Origin of the sequence: Pseudomonas medicaginis, assembly GCF_965119365.1 — a bacterium.
Taxonomy (GTDB): Bacteria; Pseudomonadota; Gammaproteobacteria; order Pseudomonadales; family Pseudomonadaceae; genus Aquipseudomonas.
This window is the reverse complement of the sequence record NZ_OZ221631.1, coordinates 6491394-6508511: the sequence shown is the minus strand read 5'-3', so window position 1 is coordinate 6508511 and position 17118 is coordinate 6491394. Positions and strand designations below refer to the sequence as shown.

Genomic DNA, 17118 nt, shown 5'->3' with positions numbered 1-17118 from the left:
AGGGTTACGACAGCTATAATCTGCCGCTTTCCCACCGCCAAGACCACACAGACCATGACTGAGTCCGTTCTTGACTACATGACCCGCCTGGGTCGCGCCGCTCGCCAAGCGTCGCGCATCATCGGCCGGGCCAGCACCGCGCAGAAAAACCGCGCCCTGCAGGCCGCCGCCAATGCGCTGGACGCTGCGCGCGCCGAGTTGTCCGCCGCCAACGAACGGGACCTGGCCGCTGGCCGGGCCAATGGCCTGGAACCGGCCATGCTCGAGCGCCTGGCGCTGACCCCGGCCCGCATCGACGGCATGATCGTCGGTCTGCGTCAGGTCGCGGCCCTGCCGGACCCGGTCGGGGCGATCCGCGACATGAGCTACCGCCCGTCGGGCATCCAGGTCGGCAAGATGCGTGTGCCCCTGGGCGTGGTCGGGATCATCTACGAGTCGCGGCCGAACGTGACCATCGACGCCGCGAGCCTGTGCCTGAAGTCGGGTAACGCGACCATCCTGCGGGGCGGTTCCGAGGCCATCCATTCCAACCGCGCCATTGCCGCCTGCATCCAGCGCGGCCTGGCCGAGGCCGATCTGCCGGCGGCCGTGGTGCAAGTGGTGGAGACCACCGACCGCGCCGCGGTCGGCGCCCTGATCACCCTGCCCGAATTCGTCGATGTCATCGTGCCGCGTGGCGGCAAGGGCCTGATCGAACGGGTCAGCCGTGACGCCCGCGTGCCGGTGATCAAGCACCTGGACGGCATCTGCCACGTCTACGTCAGTGCCCACGCCGAATTGCCGAAGGCCCAGCGCATCGCCTTCAACGCCAAGACCTACCGCTATGGTATCTGCGGCGCCATGGAAACCCTGCTGGTGGACCAGGCCGTCGCCCAGGATTTCCTGCCGTCGATGGCCGCCCAGTTCCGCGAAAAAGGCGTCGAACTGCGCGGTTGCGAGCGTACCCGGGCGATCATCGAGGCCGTTGCGGCCACGGAAGAAGACTGGGACACCGAATACCTGGCGCCGATTCTGTCGATCCGCGTGGTCGACGGGTTGGAGGAGGCCATCGAGCACATCAACCGCCACGGCTCGCACCACACCGACTCCATTGTCAGTGAAAACCTGGGTGAAACCCGGCGCTTCGTGGCCGAAGTGGATTCGGCGTCGGTGATGATCAACACCCCGACCTGCTTCGCCGACGGTTTTGAATACGGATTGGGTGCCGAGATCGGCATTTCTACTGATAAGCTGCACGCCCGCGGCCCGGTGGGCCTCGAAGGGTTGACGTGCGAGAAGTACATCGTGGTCGGTGACGGCCAGTTGCGCGGACAGGAGCCAGCCTGACTTGGGCGACCTCGACCTGTCGACCGCTGTGACGACGACAACCTTGCCCCGGCGCATCGGTATCCTGGGCGGCACGTTCGACCCGGTGCACATCGGCCATTTGCGCGGTGCGCTGGAAGTCGCCGACGCCCTGGCCCTCGATGAGCTACGCCTGACGCCCAGTGCGCGGCCGCCTCACCGGGACGCGCCGCAGGTGTCGGCGCAGGATCGCCTGGCGATGGTCGAGTGCGCGGTGGCCGGTGTGGCACCGTTGGTGGTGGACGCCCGCGAATTGCAGCGGGACAAACCGTCCTACACCATTGATACCCTGGAGCTGATACGCGCCGAACTGGCCGCTGATGCCCAGGTTTTCCTGCTTCTGGGCTGGGACGCATTTTGCGGCCTGCCCACTTGGCATCGCTGGGAAGAGTTGCTCCAGCATTGCCACATCCTGGTGTTGCAACGCCCGGATGCCGACAGCGAGCCGCCGGATGCCTTGCGCAACCTGCTGGCGGCCCGCTCGGTGAGCGACCCGCTGGCCCTGAAAGGGCCGAGCGGACAGATTGCATTCGTCTGGCAGACGCCGCTCGCGGTATCCGCCACCCAGATCCGTCAACTGCTGGCCAGCGGTAAGTCGGTACGTTTCCTGGTGCCCGACGCGGTCCTGGCCTACATCGATGCGCACGGGCTTTACCGTGCGTCGAACTGAAAAAGGTGTGCTTCAAGGCACGTGAATGCGTGTAGCGAAGCGCCCGAACATACGAGCAAAACGAGTTTTATATGACTGACAAAGACGTAAACAAAGTAAAGCGCAAAGGCACGTTCAAGAGCGCCCCGCTGCCCGTAGAGGCCCACACCGGTGTGGCGTTGGTCGGCGAAGAGCTGGTCAAGGTGGCCGTGGCGGCCCTGGAAGACGTCAAGGCCCAGGACATCCAGGTCATCGACGTCCGTGATAAGCAGAGCATCACGGACTACATGATCATCGCCACCGGTACCTCCAACCGCCAGATCGGCGCGATGCTGGACAAGGTCCGCGAAGCGGTCAAGGCCCAGGGCGTCAAGCCGCTGGGCGAAGAAGGCAAGGGCGACAGCGACTGGGTGCTGTTGGACATGGACGATGTCATCGTGCACATGATGACCGCCTCGGCGCGCCAGTTCTACGACCTGGAGCGCCTGTGGGCCGGTGCCGAGCAGAGCCGTTCGGCCAGTGCCGCGCACCACAGCCCGGAAAACCCCCATGAGCACTTCACCAAGCTCAACAAAGACCAGCAATAAGGGACCGCTGTGCGACTGCGCCTGATCGCCGTCGGTTCTCGCATGCCCAAGTGGGTGGAAGAAGGCTGGCATGAATATGCCAAGCGTCTTCCGTCCGAGCTGGCCCTGGAACTGGTGGAAATTCCGCTCAACACCCGTGGCAAGAACGCCGACGTGGCGCGCTTCATCCGCCAGGAAGGCGAAGCCATGCTGGCCAAGGTCGGGCCGAACGAGCGCATCGTCACCCTCGAAGTCCACGGCAAGCCCTGGAGCACCGAGCAGTTGGCGGTGGAGCTCGACCGCTGGCGGCTGGACGCGCGCACGGTCAACTTCATGGTCGGTGGCCCCGAAGGGCTGGCGCCGGAAGTCTGTGCCCGGGCCGATCAGCGCTGGTCGTTGTCGCCGTTGACGTTGCCGCACCCGCTGGTGCGGATCCTGATCGGCGAACAGCTGTATCGTGCCTGGACAGTCCTGTCCGGGCACCCTTACCACAAGTAATCCTGCCCTCATGCCCCAGCCGATCCGCATCAAGGACCACGAAAAAGACGCCCGCCTGGTGCGGGGTCGCGTCGTGTTCGGCGCTATTGCGGTGGTGACGCTGATCGGCGTGCTGATTGCGCGGTTGTATTTCCTCCAGGTGATCCAGTACGAGTATCACTCGACCTTGTCGGAGAGTAACCGGGTACACGTACAGCCGATTCCGCCAACCCGCGGGCTGATCTTCGACCGCAATGGCGTGGTGGTGGCGGATAACCGGCCCAGCTTCAGCCTGAGCATGACCCGCGAGCGCTCCGGCGACTGGCAGAAAGTCCTCGACGTGATCGTCGACGTGCTGCAGTTGACGCCCGAGGACCGGGCGATCTTCGAGAAGCGCATGCGCCAGGGCCGGCGTCCCTTCGAGCCGGTACCGATCATGTTCGAGCTGACCGAAGAGCAGATCGCCCTGATCGCGGTCAACCAGTTCCGCCTGCCGGGCGTCGAGGTGGTGGCGCAACTGGTGCGGCATTACCCCCAGGGGCCGCACTTTGCCCACTCGGTCGGCTACATGGGGCGGATCAACGAGAAAGAGCTCAAGACCCTCGACCCGGTCAACTACAGCGGCACCCACCATATCGGCAAGACCGGCATCGAGCGCTTCTACGAAGCCGAGTTGCACGGCCAGGTGGGTTACGAGGAAGTCGAGACCAATGCCCGCGGCCGCGTATTGCGGGTGCTCAAGCGCACCGACCCGATCCCCGGCAAGGACATCGTCCTGAGCCTGGACATCAAGTTGCAGGAAGCCGCCGAGGCCGCGCTGGGCGGCCGGCGTGGCGCGGTGGTGGCACTGGACCCGAATACGGGTGAAGTGCTGGCGATGGTCAGCCAGCCAAGCTTCGATCCGAACCTGTTCGTCACCGGTATCAGCTTCAAGGCTTACGCCGAGCTGAGGGATTCCATCGACCGGCCGTTGTTCAACCGCGTGTTGCGCGGTCTCTATCCGCCGGGGTCGACCATCAAGCCGGCCGTGGCGATTGCCGGGTTGGATGCCGGGGTGGTCACCGCGTCGAGCCGGGTCTACGACCCTGGGTATTACCAGTTGCCGAACTACGACCACAAGTACCGCAACTGGAACCGCACCGGTGACGGCTACGTGGACCTGGAAACGGCGATCATGCGTTCCAACGACACCTACTTCTACGACCTGGCCCACAAGCTCGGGATCGATCGGTTGTCGTCCTACATGAACAAGTTCGGCCTCGGTCAGAAAGTCTCCCTGGACATGTTCGAAGAATCGCCCGGGCTGATGCCTTCCCGGGAATGGAAGCGGGCGACCCGGCGCCAGGCCTGGTTCCCTGGCGAAACCCTGATTCTGGGGATCGGCCAGGGCTACATGCAGGCCACGCCGCTGCAACTGGCCCAGGCCACCGCGCTGGTGGCGAGCAAGGGCAAGTGGTATCGCCCGCACCTGGCCAAGACCATCGAAGGCCAGAAACCGGTGGACCCGGACCCGATGCCGGACATCATCCTGCGCAACCCGTCGGACTGGCAGAAGGTCAACATCGGCATGCAGCAGGTCATGCACGGCGCCCGGGGCACCGCCCGCAAGGCGGCCATCGGCGCGCAGTACCGCATTGCCGGCAAGAGTGGTACGGCCCAGGTCGTCGCCATCAAGCAGGGCGAGAAGTACGACCGCTCGAAGGTCCAGGAGCGCCATCGCGACCACGCCTTGTTCGTAGGCTTCGCGCCGGCCGAGAACCCCAGGATTGTCGTGGCGGTGATGGTGGAGAACGGCGAGTCCGGCTCCGGCGTCGCCGCGCCAGTGGTGCGCCAGATCATGGACGCCTGGCTGCTGGATGAACACGGCCAGCTCAAGCCTGAATACGCAAGCCCCATCACCGCGGAGGCTACGGCCCGTGAAGAATAATTTCGACCGGATCCTCTCCAGCGAAGACGTGATGCGCCGCCGTGCCACCTTGTTGCAGCGCATGCATATCGACGGCCCGTTGCTGATCCTGCTGCTGACCCTGGCCGCCGGTAGCCTCTTCGTGCTGTATTCGGCCAGTGGCAAGAGCTGGGACTTGCTGGCCAAGCAGGCCAGCTCGTTCGGCATCGGCCTGGTGTCGATGATCGTCATCGCCCAGCTCGAGCCGCGGTTCATGGCGCGCTGGGTGCCGGTGGCTTATATCGTCGGCGTCGGTTTGCTGGTGGTGGTGGACATCATGGGCCACAACGCCATGGGCGCCACCCGCTGGATCAACATTCCCGGGGTGATCCGCTTCCAGCCTTCGGAATTCCTCAAGATCATCATGCCGGCGACCATCGCCTGGTACTTGTCCAAGCGCTCCTTGCCGCCACAGCTCAAGCATGTGTGTATCAGCCTGTTGCTGATCGGCATTCCGTTCATCTTGATCGTCCGCCAACCGGACCTTGGCACCTCGCTGCTGATCCTGGCCGGCGGTGCGTTCGTGCTGTTCATGGGCGGGTTGCGCTGGCGCTGGATCCTCAGCGTGATCGCCGCCGCCGTGCCGGTGTCGGTGGCCATGTGGTATTTCGTGATGCACGACTACCAGAAGCAGCGCGTCCTGACATTCCTCGACCCGGAGAGCGATCCGCTGGGCACCGGCTGGAACATCATCCAGTCCAAGGCCGCCATCGGCTCTGGCGGGGTGTTCGGCAAGGGCTGGCTGATGGGCACCCAGTCGCACCTGGACTTTTTGCCGGAAAGCCACACCGACTTCATCATCGCCGTGATGGGCGAGGAGTTCGGCCTGGTGGGCATCTGCGTGCTGCTGTTGATCTATTTATTGCTGATCGGCCGGGGGCTGGTGATCACCGCCCAGGCCCAGACGTTGTTCGGCAAGTTGCTCGCGGGCAGCCTGACCATGACGTTTTTTGTTTATGTTTTCGTCAACATCGGTATGGTCAGTGGCCTGTTGCCGGTTGTAGGGGTGCCGTTGCCTTTCATTAGCTACGGAGGAACTTCGCTGGTGACACTACTGTCAGCGTTTGGGGTTTTGATGTCGATTCATACGCATCGCAAGTGGATCGCGCAGGTTTGAATAAGGTGAGGAATTCAATGCAAGCAATGCGTGGCTGGTCGACGCGATACGCGCCGTGGATCGGCCTGGTCGGCTTCCTGGGCAGTGCCTCCCATGCTGTGGCCGGTGAATACGAAGGTTCGCCGCAGGTGGCCGAATTCGTCGGTGAGATGACCCGCGACTACGGTTTCGCCGGCGAGCAATTGATGGGGGTGTTTCGCGAGGCCGAGCGCAAGCAGTCGATCCTCGACGCGATCTCCCGGCCCGCCGAGCGGGTCAAGCAGTGGAGCGAGTACCGGCCGATGTTCATCTCCGAGGCGCGTATCGCCCGGGGCGTGGACTTCTGGCGCCAGCATGAGGCGGCCCTGGCCCGTGCCGAGCAGGAATACGGTGTGCCGGCCCAGTTCATTGTGTCGATCATTGGCGTCGAGACCTTCTTTGGCCGCAACACCGGGAATTTCCGGGTAATCGACGCGCTGTCGACCCTGGGCTTCGATTACCCGCCGCGTGCCGAGTTCTTCCGCAAGGAGCTGCGCGAGTTCCTGCTGCTGGCCCGGGAAGAGCAGGTCGATCCGCTGACCCTCAAGGGTTCCTACGCCGGGGCCATGGGCCTGCCGCAATTCATGCCCAGCAGTTTCCGCGCCTATGCGGTGGACTTCGACGGCGACGGCCACATCAATATCTGGACCAACCCCACCGATGCCATCGGCAGTGTCGCCAGCTATTTCAAGCGCCACGGCTGGGAAGCCGGGCAGCCGGTGGTCAGCCGCGCCGACGTGCGTGGCGAGCAAGTGGACGAGGGCCTGACCGAGGGCATCGAGCCGACGAAAACCGTCGGGGAGTTGCGGGCGTTGGGCTGGTCGAGTCATGATGCGTTGCGTGACGACATGCCGGTCACCGCGATGCGCCTGGAAGGCGAACAAGGCCCCGAGTACTGGATGGGCCTGAAGAATTTCTACGCGATTACGCGTTATAACCGCAGCGTGATGTACGCCATGGCCGTATATCAACTGTCTGAAGAGCTGGTCAAAGCACGGGGCGTCAAATAATGCGGGCATTGCCTACCAACCCACCCCTGAAAACCAAGCCTTTCAAGCTGGTGGCGTTGGCCGCGCTGTCGCTGCTGGTCGTCAGTTGTTCGACCAGCCGCGCGCCGGTCCAGAAAAACACCAGCGCCGTGCGCGCGACGCCGGGCCTGGACATCAACCGCGCCCACAAGGATGGCGCGCCGTGGTGGGACGTGGATGTCTCGCGCATTCCCGACGCCACGCCGACCCTGCACACCGGCCCCTACAAGGCCAACCCGTACACGGTGCTGGGCAAGACCTATTTCCCGATGGCCGATTCCAAGCGCTACGTGGCCTCGGGCACGGCGTCCTGGTACGGCACCAAGTTCCACGGCCAGAACACCGCCAACGGCGAAGTGTACGACCTGTACGGCATGAGCGCGGCCCACAAGACCCTGCCGCTGCCCAGCTATGTGCGGGTGACCAACCTGGACAACAACAAGAGCGTGATCCTGCGGGTCAATGACCGTGGGCCGTTCTATTCCGACCGTATCATCGACCTGTCGTATGCAGCGGCGAAAAAACTCGGTTACGCTGAAACCGGCACTGCCCGGGTCAAGGTCGAAGGCATTGATCCCCAGGAATGGTGGGCCCAACGCGGCCGTCCGGCGCCTTTGATGCTCAACGAGCCGAAAGTGGCGCAAAATGCCGCGCCAACCGTGACGGCGTCCACCGGCACGGTCGAGCAGTGGACACCACCGCCGCAGCAACACGCCGCGGCCGTAGTGCCGGTACAGATCGATGCAAAAAAAAACGCTTCTGCAACAGCGTCTGGCCAGTTTCTGCAAGTGGGCGCGTTCGCCAACCCGGACGCTGCCGAGTTGCTGAGGGCGAAGCTCAGCTCGATGGTGAGCGCTCCGGTGTTCATCAGCTCGATCGTGCGCAACCAGCAGACACTGCATCGGGTGCGCCTGGGGCCGATCGGTTCTCCGGGTGAGGTCCAGCAGGTGCAGAACAGTGTGCGCCTGGCCAATCTCGGTTCGCCGAGCCTGGTCACCGCCGAGTAATTGAATGAGGCCCGCTCGCGGTTGGAGCGGGTCAGGTTGTTGGCTCCATGAATAATAAAAGCCCGGCAAGGGTGTGAGTGAGCAACTTAAATACGCGGCAGCCCGTTAGAAGGTTGCCTGTTTTAGTTTTGCCTTCGGGCAAGTCCCATTAGCGATTTCGAGAGACGGATGAACATCACCACCTTTGCCAAACGCCTTTGCCTGCTAGTCCCGCTGCTTCTCTCACCGGCCGCGTTCGCGGTCGAGATGATGCCGGCGCCTCCTCAATTGGCCGCCAAATCCTTTGTGCTCATGGATGCCAGCAGCGGCGAGGTGCTGGTAGAGAACAACGGTGACCAGCGCCTGCCACCGGCCAGCCTGACCAAGCTGATGACCGCCTACATCGCCACGCTGGAGATCCGTCGCGGCCAGATCGGTGAAAACGATCCGGTGACCGTCAGCGAAAACGCCTGGCGCACCGGCGGTTCGCGCATGTTCATCAAGGTCGGTTCGCAAGTGACCGTCAGCGACCTGCTGCACGGCATCATCATCCAGTCCGGCAACGACGCCAGCGTCGCCCTGGCCGAGCACATCGCCGGCAGCGAAGATGCGTTCGCCGACATGATGAACAAAACCGTGGCCGACCTGGGCATGACCAACAGCCACTTCATGAACCCCACCGGCCTGCCGAACCCTGAGCACTATTCGTCGGCTCACGACATGGCGATCCTGGCCCGGGCGATCATCCACGAAGACCCGGCGCACTACGCCATCTACTCCCAGAAGGAGTTCTTCTGGAACGGCATCAAGCAGCCCAACCGCAACCTGCTGCTGTGGCGCGACAAGACCGTCGATGGCTTGAAGACCGGTCACACCGAAGAGGCTGGCTATTGCATGGTGTCTTCGGCCGTGCGTGACGGCATGCGCCTGATCGCCGTCGTCTTCGGCACCAACAGCGAAGTGGCCCGTGCCGCCGAGACCCAGAAGCTGTTGACCTACGGCTTCCGTTTCTTCGAAACCCAGACCTTCTACCAGAAGGGCACCGAGCTGGCCCAGGCCCAGGTCTGGAAAGGCTCGAACAACCAGGTCAAGGCCGGCCTGGCCCAAGACCTGACCATGACCTTGCCCAAAGGCCAGCTCAAGAAGCTCGCTGCCAGCATGACCATGAACCCGCAACTGACCGCGCCCATCGCCAAGGGCGACGTGATCGGTAAAGTCGAAGTCAAGCTGGACGACAAAGTGGTGCACAGCGCTGACCTGATCGCTCTGGACGCGGTTGAGGAAGGTGGTATCTTCCGCCGCATCTGGGATAGCATCCGTCTATTCTTCTACGGCTTGTTCAACTGATTGAAGTGTTGACCTGCATGGCCCCGTTCCCATCCGGAGCGGGGCCATGTGCGTTACCACGGCTTACGAGGCCGTTACGCCATGACAGACTCCGAAGTAAAGGCGCCAAAGATCGAATTTCCCTGCGCGGATTACCCCATCAAGGTCATCGGCGACACCGGTGTGGGTTTCAAGGACAAGATCATCGCGATCCTTGAAAAACATGCCACCGTTGATCACAAGACCCTGGCCGAACGCCAGAGTACCAACGGCAAGTACACGACGATCCAGTTGCACATCATTGCCACTGGTCAGGAGCAGCTCTACGACATCAACAGCGAGCTGCGAGCGACCGGTTTCGTGCACATGGTGTTGTGATGCCGGGCACGCTGGGCTTTCGCGAGCTGGGCACGATGGCTTACGAGCCCGTCTGGCATGCCATGCAACGCTTCACGAACGAACGTGGCACCACCGCCGACGATGAAGTCTGGCTGGTGGAACACCCGCCGGTGTTCACCCAGGGCCAGGCCGGCAAGGCCGAGCACCTGTTGCTGCCGGGGGATATCCCGGTGGTGAAGGTCGACCGGGGCGGGCAGGTGACCTACCATGGCCCTGGCCAGTTGGTCGCCTACCTGTTGCTGGATGTGCGCAAGCTGGGGTTTGGCGTACGCGAGCTGGTCACCCGCATGGAAACGTGCCTGATCGAGCTGCTGGCCAGCTATGGGGTAACAGCGGCGGCCAAGCCCGACGCGCCGGGTGTGTACGTCGATGGGGCGAAAATCGCGTCCCTGGGTTTGCGGATCCGCCACGGCTGTTCGTTTCACGGCCTGGCGTTGAACGTGGACATGGACCTTGCGCCATTCCGACGGATTAATCCCTGTGGCTACGCAGGACTGGCGATGACCCAGTTGAGCGAGCACGCAGGATCGATTGAATTTGCCGAGGTAAGTGCCCGGCTGCGCGCGCAGCTCGTCAAACACCTCGACTATGCTGAGCAGACGACCCTCACGGGCGGAATCGACTGATATGACTACTGATGCAGTGCAAACCATGATCCCGACGCTGGACGTCACCGAGCGTCCGGCCCCGCGTGCCAAGGTAGAGGCCGGCGTCAAGCTGCGCGGCGCCGAGAAGGTTGCACGCATCCCGGTCAAGATCATCCCCACCACCGAACTGCCGAAGAAACCCGACTGGATCCGCGTGCGCATCCCGGTTTCCCCGGAAGTCGATCGTATCAAGGCCCTGCTGCGCAAGCACAAGCTGCACAGCGTCTGCGAAGAAGCGTCCTGCCCGAACCTGGGCGAGTGCTTCTCTGGCGGCACCGCCACGTTCATGATCATGGGCGACATCTGCACCCGTCGCTGCCCATTCTGCGACGTCGGCCACGGCCGTCCAAAGCCCTTGGACACCAACGAGCCGGAAAGCCTGGCCATCGCCATCGCCGACCTGAAGCTCAAGTACGTGGTCATCACCTCGGTGGACCGCGACGACCTGCGTGACGGCGGTGCCCAGCACTTCGCCGACTGCATCCGCGAGATCCGCAAGCTGTCGCCGAACGTGCAGTTGGAGACCCTGGTGCCCGATTACCGGGGCCGCATGGACATCGCCCTGGAAATCACCGCCGCCGAGCCGCCGGATGTGTTCAACCACAACCTGGAAACCGTGCCGCGCCTGTACAAGGCCGCGCGTCCGGGGTCGGATTACCAGTGGTCGTTGACCTTGCTGCAGCGCTTCAAGCAGATGATGCCGCACATTCCGACCAAGTCCGGCTTGATGCTGGGCCTGGGTGAGACTGATGAGGAAGTCATCGAGGTCATGAAGCGCATGCGTGAGCATGACATCGACATGCTGACCTTGGGGCAGTACTTGCAGCCTTCGCGTAGTCACCTGCCGGTGCAGCGTTTTGTGCATCCGGATACCTTTGCCTGGTTTGCTGAGGAAGGGTACAAGATGGGCTTCAAGAACGTGGCTTCGGGGCCGTTGGTGCGGTCTTCGTATCATGCGGATGAGCAGGCCAAGTTGGTCAAGGCTGAGCTGCTCGGATCCTGATTTTTTAGCGTTGGTTTTTGGGGTGGTGTGCATATCCGTTTTTGCGTAACGGCGGCTTATGGTTCCGCCCTTACGGCGGGTCACTTTTGAAGAGCGCAAAAGTAACCAAAACGCTTTTGCCCCACCACTCGGCACCTCGCTTAGGCTCGGTGTGCCCTCACTCCGGCATTGCTCCGTGGGCCGCCGCGAAGGGCCATCCATGGCCCAGCGCGGCTACCTCGGCATCCATGCCGAGGTGCCCACTGCGCAATACCTGCGTTCGGCCATCGTGGTTAACGGGGCGCCCCAGATCAAAAGCTGCGCGAGGCGGCCTTATAGCCGGCCTGGCTTAGAGTGAACGCGTTTCTCCTGTGGGAGCGGGCTTGCTCGCGAAAGCGGTGTGTCAGTTTGCGGTGATGTTGGATGTGCCGACGCCTTCGCGAGCAAGCTCGCTCCCACAGGGTTTGTGTGTCGTATGCAGATGCTGTGAACACCACCCCCTTTTGTGGGAGCGAACTTGCTCGCGAAAGCGGCGTATCAGTTTTTGATGATGTTGGATGTGCCGACGCCTTCGCGAGCAAGCTCGCTCCCACAGGGTTTGTGTGTCGTATGCAGATGCTGTACACCACCCCCTTTTGTGGGAGCGAGCTTGCTCGCGATAGCGGTGTTTCAGTTACATAGATGCTGGATATGTCGCGCTTTGCTTTGCTTTGGATCTTGATCTTGGCGCCCCGTTAACCACGATGGCCGAACGCAGGTATTGCGCAGTGGGCATCCCGGCATGGATGCCGGGATAGCCGCGCTGGGCCATGGATGGCCCTTCGCGGCGGCCCACGGAGCAATGCCTGCGTTCGGGCATGCCGAGCCTAGGCGAGGCACCGAGTGGTGGGGCAAAGCGTTTTTGGTTACTTTTGGCGCTCTTCCAAAAGTGACCCGCTGTAAGAGCGGAACCGCCAGCCGCCGTTATAAAAAAAACGGATATACACGCATAACACGCCGAAAAAACCGGGAAATCCATGGAATCCACCCAAGTCCTGAATCCACATCAACCCGTCCCGGCACTCCCATCCGAAGGCTTGATCGCCGTAATCGCCCCCGCCGGTCCCGCCCCCCTGGACACGGAAAAAGCCATCCAATGGATGCGCGCCCGGGGTCATGAGCTCCGGATCTTCCCTGGCGTCTATGAAAAGAACGGCTACCTGGCCGGCAGCGACGAAGTACGGCTCAACGACCTGCACGCCGCCTTCGCCGACCCAGAGGTCAAAGCCATCATCTGCCTGCGCGGCGGCTACGGCACGCCACGCCTGCTGGACCGCATCGACTTCGACCTCCTGCGACGCCACCCCAAACCATTCGTAGGCTACAGCGACATCACTGCCCTGCACCTGGCCATCAGTCGCTACGCAGGCTTCGTGACCTTCCACGGCCCGTTGCTCAACGCCGATCTGCTGGGCGACAAAGAACCCCCAACCGTCACCTCATTTTTCAGCCTGCTGCGTGGCCAGTTGAAGGCCGGCAGCGTGCTAAGCCATCCCGCAGCGTATCCATTGACCACTGTTGAACCGGGCATCGCCCACGGACGTCTGCTGGGGGGTAACCTGTCGATGATTGCCGCGACCATGGGCACGCCTTACCAGATCGACGCCGACGGGGTGATCCTGTTCATCGAAGACGTCAACGAGCCGCTGTATCGTATCGACCGACTGCTGACCCAATTGCGCCTGGCGGGCACGCTGGCGAAGTTGCGTGGGGTCTTGGTCGGGGATATAGCCGGGGTGGATCTTGAGGCGTTGAACCGCTTGCTCAAGCAGACCTTCGAGCCGTTGCGTATCCCGGTGCTGTCCGGTTGGCGCAGCGGGCATTGCGATCCGAACCTGACCTTGCCCATGGGGGCGTTGGTGAGATTGGATGCGGGGGAGAAGAGGTTGGTGCTGGAACAGGATGTGGTGGTCAGTCGTTAGTCGTGTAGCGTCTGTCACTCAGTCATCGCGAGCAAGCTCGCTCCCACAGGTTGATCGTGAATACCTGTGGGAGCGAGCTTGCTCGCGATAGCGGTAGCCGCCATACGGCCATTCAGCGGTTACGCAACGCCTCCAGCAACTGGTGCGTCGGATACCCATCCGCCGGCCAGCCGAACGACTGTTGGGCGCTGCGGATGGCCTTGCGGGTGTTGGCGCCGATGATGCCGTCCGGATTGCCGGCGTCGTAGTTGTGCTTGCTGAGCAGTGTCTGCAACTCGATCCGTTCGCTGCGGCTCAGTGGGAGGTCGTCCTTGGGCCATTGGCCGTCGATCAACCCGGCGCCGACGAAGCGCTCGGACAGCAGGCTGACTGCCAATGCATAGGATGAAGAGTTGTTGTACTTGAGGATGGCGCGGAAGTTGTCGAGCACCAGGAACGCCGGGCCACGATAGCCGGCCGGCAGCAGCAGGGACGCCGACAAGTGTTCGGAACCGGCCGGAACCTGACCGTCGTTGGGCAGGCTGACGCCCAATTGCAGCCATTCGGAGACAGGCTTGCGGGTCGTGCCATCGGCGAGAGGGTAATTGAACCCCGATTTGAGCCGCACTTCGAACCCCCACGGCTGGCCGCGCTGCCAGCCGGAGCTTTGCAGGTAGTGCGCGGTCGAGGCCAGGGCGTCGCTGGCGCTGCCCCAGATGTCGCGGCGACCGTCGCCGTCGAAATCCACCGCATGGGTGTTGTACGTGGTGGGAATGAACTGGGTCTGGCCCATGGCGCCGGCCCAGGAGCCAAGCATTTTTTCCGGTGTGATATCGCCCTGTTGCAGGATTTGCAGCGCGGCGATCAATTGCGCATGGGCAAAGCCCGGGCGCCGTCCTTCGTAGGCCAGGGTCGCCAGGGAGTTGATCACCGACTTGCTGCCCTGGAACTGGCCGAAGTTGCTCTCCATGCCCCACACGGCCACCAGCGCTTCGCGATCGACGCCATAGCGCTGCTCGATGCTTTGCAGGACCTGGGCATTCTGTTGGATCAGGCTCTTGCCTTTGTTGACCCGCAGCGGCGACAGCGCGCCGTCGAGGTATTCCCACACGGGGCGGGTGAATTCCGGCTGGCTGCGGTCGGCCTTGATCACGCTCATGTCCGGGCTGACACCGACAAACGCACGGTCGAACAAATCGGCACGGATCCCGGCGGCCAGCGCTTCCTTGCGGAACCCGGCCTGCCATTCGGCGAAGGTCTGGGTGGGCGCAATGGCCAGGTCATCACCGGTGGGCACCACAGGCGGCACGATGGCCGGAGCGGTCATGGCGGGAGCGGTCTGGAGCGGTTGGGCGTCGGCGGCAGTAGGTTTTTCGGCGCAGGCGACAAGCAGGACAACGCTTGCGGCAACAATCATTTGGCGCAGTGGCCAACGATGGGAAAGACAGGAGGGCATGCACGGGTCCAGAAATACAAATCAGGTGCTGACCTTAACATGCGAAAGGGGCGTAGGGCTTGTCCGAGTGTTTCAAGCGGCCAGAAAGCAAGAAGCCTCCCAGTTGTCAGACTGGAAGGCTTCGCGGCGGTAGCTGCCCTTGCCCTTGGCGGGTCGTTCCTGGCGGCTGCGGAACAGGGGTTGGGCGACGATGGATTTGGCCTTGTTGGGGCCATGCTTGGATGGCTTTTTGCTCATGCTGGCGTCTCTCGTGGGGTGGGTTTTGCGATGCAGATCATGGGGCAGAGTTGGGGGGCTGTCCAGTCCCGGCGGCGTGCTTCAATTGTCAGCAAATCGGACAAAGTTGTGGCGAGGGGATTTATCCCCGCTGGGCTGCGCAGCAGACCTGAAACCTGTCACTGCGGTGCGTCAGGCCGTTCGGATGGGGACGCTTCGCGTCCCGGCGGGGATAAATCCCCTCGCCACAAAAAAACTCTGGCAGAGCGGTGGGTTATTCAGCCGGCAGCGCCAGTCGCTGGCCGGCCATCAACAGCGACAGCCGGCTCAGGCTCATCCACGGCGAGCCGGCGGCCTGGCCCTTGATCTGCGCGTCGATGCGCTGGGCTTCGAGCAGCAATTGTGCCCAGCGTGGCGCGGAATAGCGTTGCAGGGCCTTGCTCATCAGGGGCTTGCGCTTGTCCCAGACGGGCGGGCGGGCCTGGCTGAAGGCTTTGTCCAGCGGCACGCCCTGGCTGTATTGCAGGGACAGGTTGGCCAGCAGGCGCAATTCCCGGGCCAGGGCCCAGAGGATCACCGGCGGTTCGACGCCTTCGCCCCGCAGCCCTTCGAGCATGCGCAGGGCGTGGGCGGCTTCGCCGTTGAGGATGGCATCGGTCAGCCCGAAGACATCGAAGCGGGCACTGTCGGCCACGGCGGCCTGCACCGTTTCCACGGTGATCTGCCCACCCTCGGCCATCAGCTTGAGCTTTTCGATTTCCTGGGCGGCGGCCAGCAGGTTGCCTTCGACCCGCGCGGCAATCAGCTCCACCGCGTCCTGGCTGGCCGAGAGGCCGGCCTGGGACAGGCGTTGGCGGATCCAACTGGGCAACTGGCTGACATCCACCGGCCAGATCTGCACGAATTGGGTCTGTTGGCCTTCCACCAGGGCCTTGCCCCATTTGGTCTTCTGCGCGCTGCCGTCGAGTTTCGGCAAGCTGATCAGCAGTACCGTGTCCTCGGCCGGGCGTGAACAATATTCGATCAGCGCCGCGGCGCCCTTGTCACCGGGTTTGCCGGAGGGCAGGCGCAGTTCCAGCAGGCGTTTTTCGGCGAACAACGACATGCTCGCCCCGGCCTGCAGCAGCGTACCCCAGTCGAAACTGGCGTCGGCGGCGAAAACCTGGCGTTCGTCGAAGCCTTGCTGGCGTGCCGCGGCGCGGATGGCGTCGGCGGCTTCCTGGCACAGCAGCGGGTCATCGCCACTGATGATGTAGACCGGCGCGAGGGCGCCTTGCAGGTGTTTGCCGAGTTGGGCGGGAGCGAGCTTCATAAGAAAGGGCGAGCGGGGCGCCGGAGCGCCCCGCAAGGCTTATTCAGCCGGGATCTGCATCGGCGACTGTTGCGGGGTTTCCGCTTCAGCCTTGCGCGCCGCTTCCAGGGCTTCGGCTTCGGCCTTGGCCTTGGCGTCGGCGGTCTGTTGCAACTCGTCCAGTTGGGCCGGGCTCAGTTGTTGCAGGCGCAGCATCATGCGTTGCACGAGGTCACGACGCATTTCGTCGCGCACTTCGCTGGACTCCTGGTCGGAACCGGTGATGTTGTTGCCATCGTGCAGGTAGACCTTCTGCACTTGCAGCTTGTCGTCCACCAGCACCAGGTCGTTCTGGCCGCGGATCTCGTAGCTCAATACGTTGTTCAGTTCGTACTCGGCCGAACGACCTGCACCGGCATAGCTCAGGCTGCGCTGGCTTTGCTGTTCACGGGTCAATACCAGCTTGTACGGCGCCCCGCCGTAGATTTTCACGCCGCTGTTTTCCAGGGTCTCGCGCAGCATCTTGACGGTGTCGCCATAGGCGTCCCGTGCGCTGAGGTCCAGTTCCTTGATCGCCAGCTCGGTGGTGCCGGTGCCGCGCAGTTGGAAGCCGCAGGCGCTTAACAGGACCGCCAGGCCCACTACCAGCAGATTACGTTTGATCATCTTGTTGCTCCCCTTGAACCCTATGGGGGTCGACCAGGCGACCCCGCAGGTTGTATTCGGCGCCA

17 protein-coding genes are annotated in these 17118 nt (G+C 63.0%); 13 read left to right on the top strand and 4 right to left on the bottom strand.

The genetic code is table 11. The features are described 5' to 3' along the window. The first annotated feature begins 18 nt into the window (after window positions 1-18). The 13 genes from ACMTA2_RS28755 (at window position 19) to ACMTA2_RS28695 (ending at window position 13445) form a co-directional block, all read left to right on the top strand. Entirely contained in the window at window positions 19-1326 is a 1308-nt protein-coding gene (locus ACMTA2_RS28755; RefSeq protein WP_413795741.1) for a glutamate-5-semialdehyde dehydrogenase, read from the top strand. A 43-nt stretch (window positions 1327-1369) separates the two neighbouring features. Then, window positions 1370-2014 carry a nicotinate-nucleotide adenylyltransferase gene (gene nadD, locus ACMTA2_RS28750; protein ID WP_413795740.1) on the top strand — a complete coding sequence of 215 codons (645 nt, stop codon included), beginning with the start codon at window positions 1370-1372 and terminating at the stop codon, window positions 2012-2014. A gap of 71 nt (window positions 2015-2085) precedes the next feature. Beyond that, entirely contained in the window at window positions 2086-2580 is a 495-nt protein-coding gene (gene rsfS, locus ACMTA2_RS28745) for a ribosome silencing factor (protein WP_053125667.1), read from the top strand. A 9-nt stretch (window positions 2581-2589) separates the two neighbouring features. Continuing rightward, window positions 2590-3057 (top strand): 23S rRNA (pseudouridine(1915)-N(3))-methyltransferase RlmH, encoded by a 468-nt coding sequence (gene rlmH, locus ACMTA2_RS28740; RefSeq protein ID WP_047229490.1) that lies wholly within the window; start codon window positions 2590-2592, stop codon window positions 3055-3057. Window positions 3058-3067: 10 nt separating this feature from the next. After that, the gene (gene mrdA, locus ACMTA2_RS28735) at window positions 3068-4963 is read left to right on the top strand and encodes a penicillin-binding protein 2 (protein WP_413792782.1); all 1896 of its coding nucleotides are present in this window, start codon (window positions 3068-3070) and stop codon (window positions 4961-4963) included. Window positions 4964-4994: 31 nt separating this feature from the next. Continuing rightward, window positions 4995-6098 carry a rod shape-determining protein RodA gene (rodA, locus tag ACMTA2_RS28730; protein WP_413795739.1) on the top strand — a complete coding sequence of 368 codons (1104 nt, stop codon included), beginning with the start codon at window positions 4995-4997 and terminating at the stop codon, window positions 6096-6098. A 17-nt stretch (window positions 6099-6115) separates the two neighbouring features. After that, complete coding sequence (gene mltB, locus ACMTA2_RS28725; RefSeq protein ID WP_413792781.1) at window positions 6116-7126, top strand: lytic murein transglycosylase B; 1011 nt, start codon at window positions 6116-6118, stop codon at window positions 7124-7126. After that, window positions 7126-8151: a septal ring lytic transglycosylase RlpA family protein gene (locus ACMTA2_RS28720; RefSeq protein WP_413792780.1), complete on the top strand. Its 1026-nt coding sequence runs from the start codon at window positions 7126-7128 to the stop codon at window positions 8149-8151. The genes mltB and ACMTA2_RS28720 overlap by 1 nt, the downstream gene beginning before the upstream one ends. Window positions 8152-8319: 168 nt before the next feature. Beyond that, a complete protein-coding gene (locus ACMTA2_RS28715; RefSeq protein WP_413792779.1) occupies window positions 8320-9477 on the top strand; it encodes a D-alanyl-D-alanine carboxypeptidase family protein in 1158 nt (385 codons plus the stop codon). A gap of 81 nt (window positions 9478-9558) precedes the next feature. Next, on the top strand, window positions 9559-9834 hold the full coding sequence (locus tag ACMTA2_RS28710; RefSeq protein WP_053125656.1) for a DUF493 domain-containing protein: 276 nt from the start codon (window positions 9559-9561) through the stop codon (window positions 9832-9834). After that, the gene (lipB, locus tag ACMTA2_RS28705) at window positions 9834-10481 is read left to right on the top strand and encodes a lipoyl(octanoyl) transferase LipB (RefSeq protein WP_003205887.1); all 648 of its coding nucleotides are present in this window, start codon (window positions 9834-9836) and stop codon (window positions 10479-10481) included. Before ACMTA2_RS28710 ends, lipB begins: the two co-directional genes overlap by 1 nt. A gap of 1 nt (window position 10482) precedes the next feature. Next, window positions 10483-11505, top strand: coding sequence for a lipoyl synthase (gene lipA, locus ACMTA2_RS28700; RefSeq protein ID WP_014340371.1), 1023 nt, complete (start codon window positions 10483-10485; stop codon window positions 11503-11505). Window positions 11506-12500: 995 nt separating this feature from the next. Continuing rightward, window positions 12501-13445 carry a S66 peptidase family protein gene (locus ACMTA2_RS28695; protein ID WP_413792778.1) on the top strand — a complete coding sequence of 315 codons (945 nt, stop codon included), beginning with the start codon at window positions 12501-12503 and terminating at the stop codon, window positions 13443-13445. Between the two features lie 112 nt (window positions 13446-13557). Here ACMTA2_RS28695 and ACMTA2_RS28690 read toward each other — a convergent pair whose 3' ends face one another. The 4 genes from ACMTA2_RS28690 to ACMTA2_RS28675 all read right to left on the bottom strand — a co-directional run bounded on the left by ACMTA2_RS28690 (window position 13558) and on the right by ACMTA2_RS28675 (window position 17053). Beyond that, on the bottom strand, window positions 13558-14880 hold the full coding sequence (locus ACMTA2_RS28690; protein ID WP_413792777.1) for a lytic murein transglycosylase: 1323 nt from the start codon (window positions 14878-14880) through the stop codon (window positions 13558-13560). A 72-nt stretch (window positions 14881-14952) separates the two neighbouring features. Continuing rightward, entirely contained in the window at window positions 14953-15117 is a 165-nt protein-coding gene (gene arfA / locus ACMTA2_RS28685) for an alternative ribosome rescue factor ArfA (protein WP_003205882.1), read from the bottom strand. 253 nt (window positions 15118-15370) lie between these two features. Beyond that, complete coding sequence (holA, locus tag ACMTA2_RS28680; protein ID WP_413792776.1) at window positions 15371-16408, bottom strand: DNA polymerase III subunit delta; 1038 nt, start codon at window positions 16406-16408, stop codon at window positions 15371-15373. A gap of 39 nt (window positions 16409-16447) precedes the next feature. Further along, the gene (locus ACMTA2_RS28675) at window positions 16448-17053 is read right to left on the bottom strand and encodes an LPS-assembly lipoprotein LptE (RefSeq protein WP_413792775.1); all 606 of its coding nucleotides are present in this window, start codon (window positions 17051-17053) and stop codon (window positions 16448-16450) included. Window positions 17054-17118 lie beyond the last annotated feature (65 nt).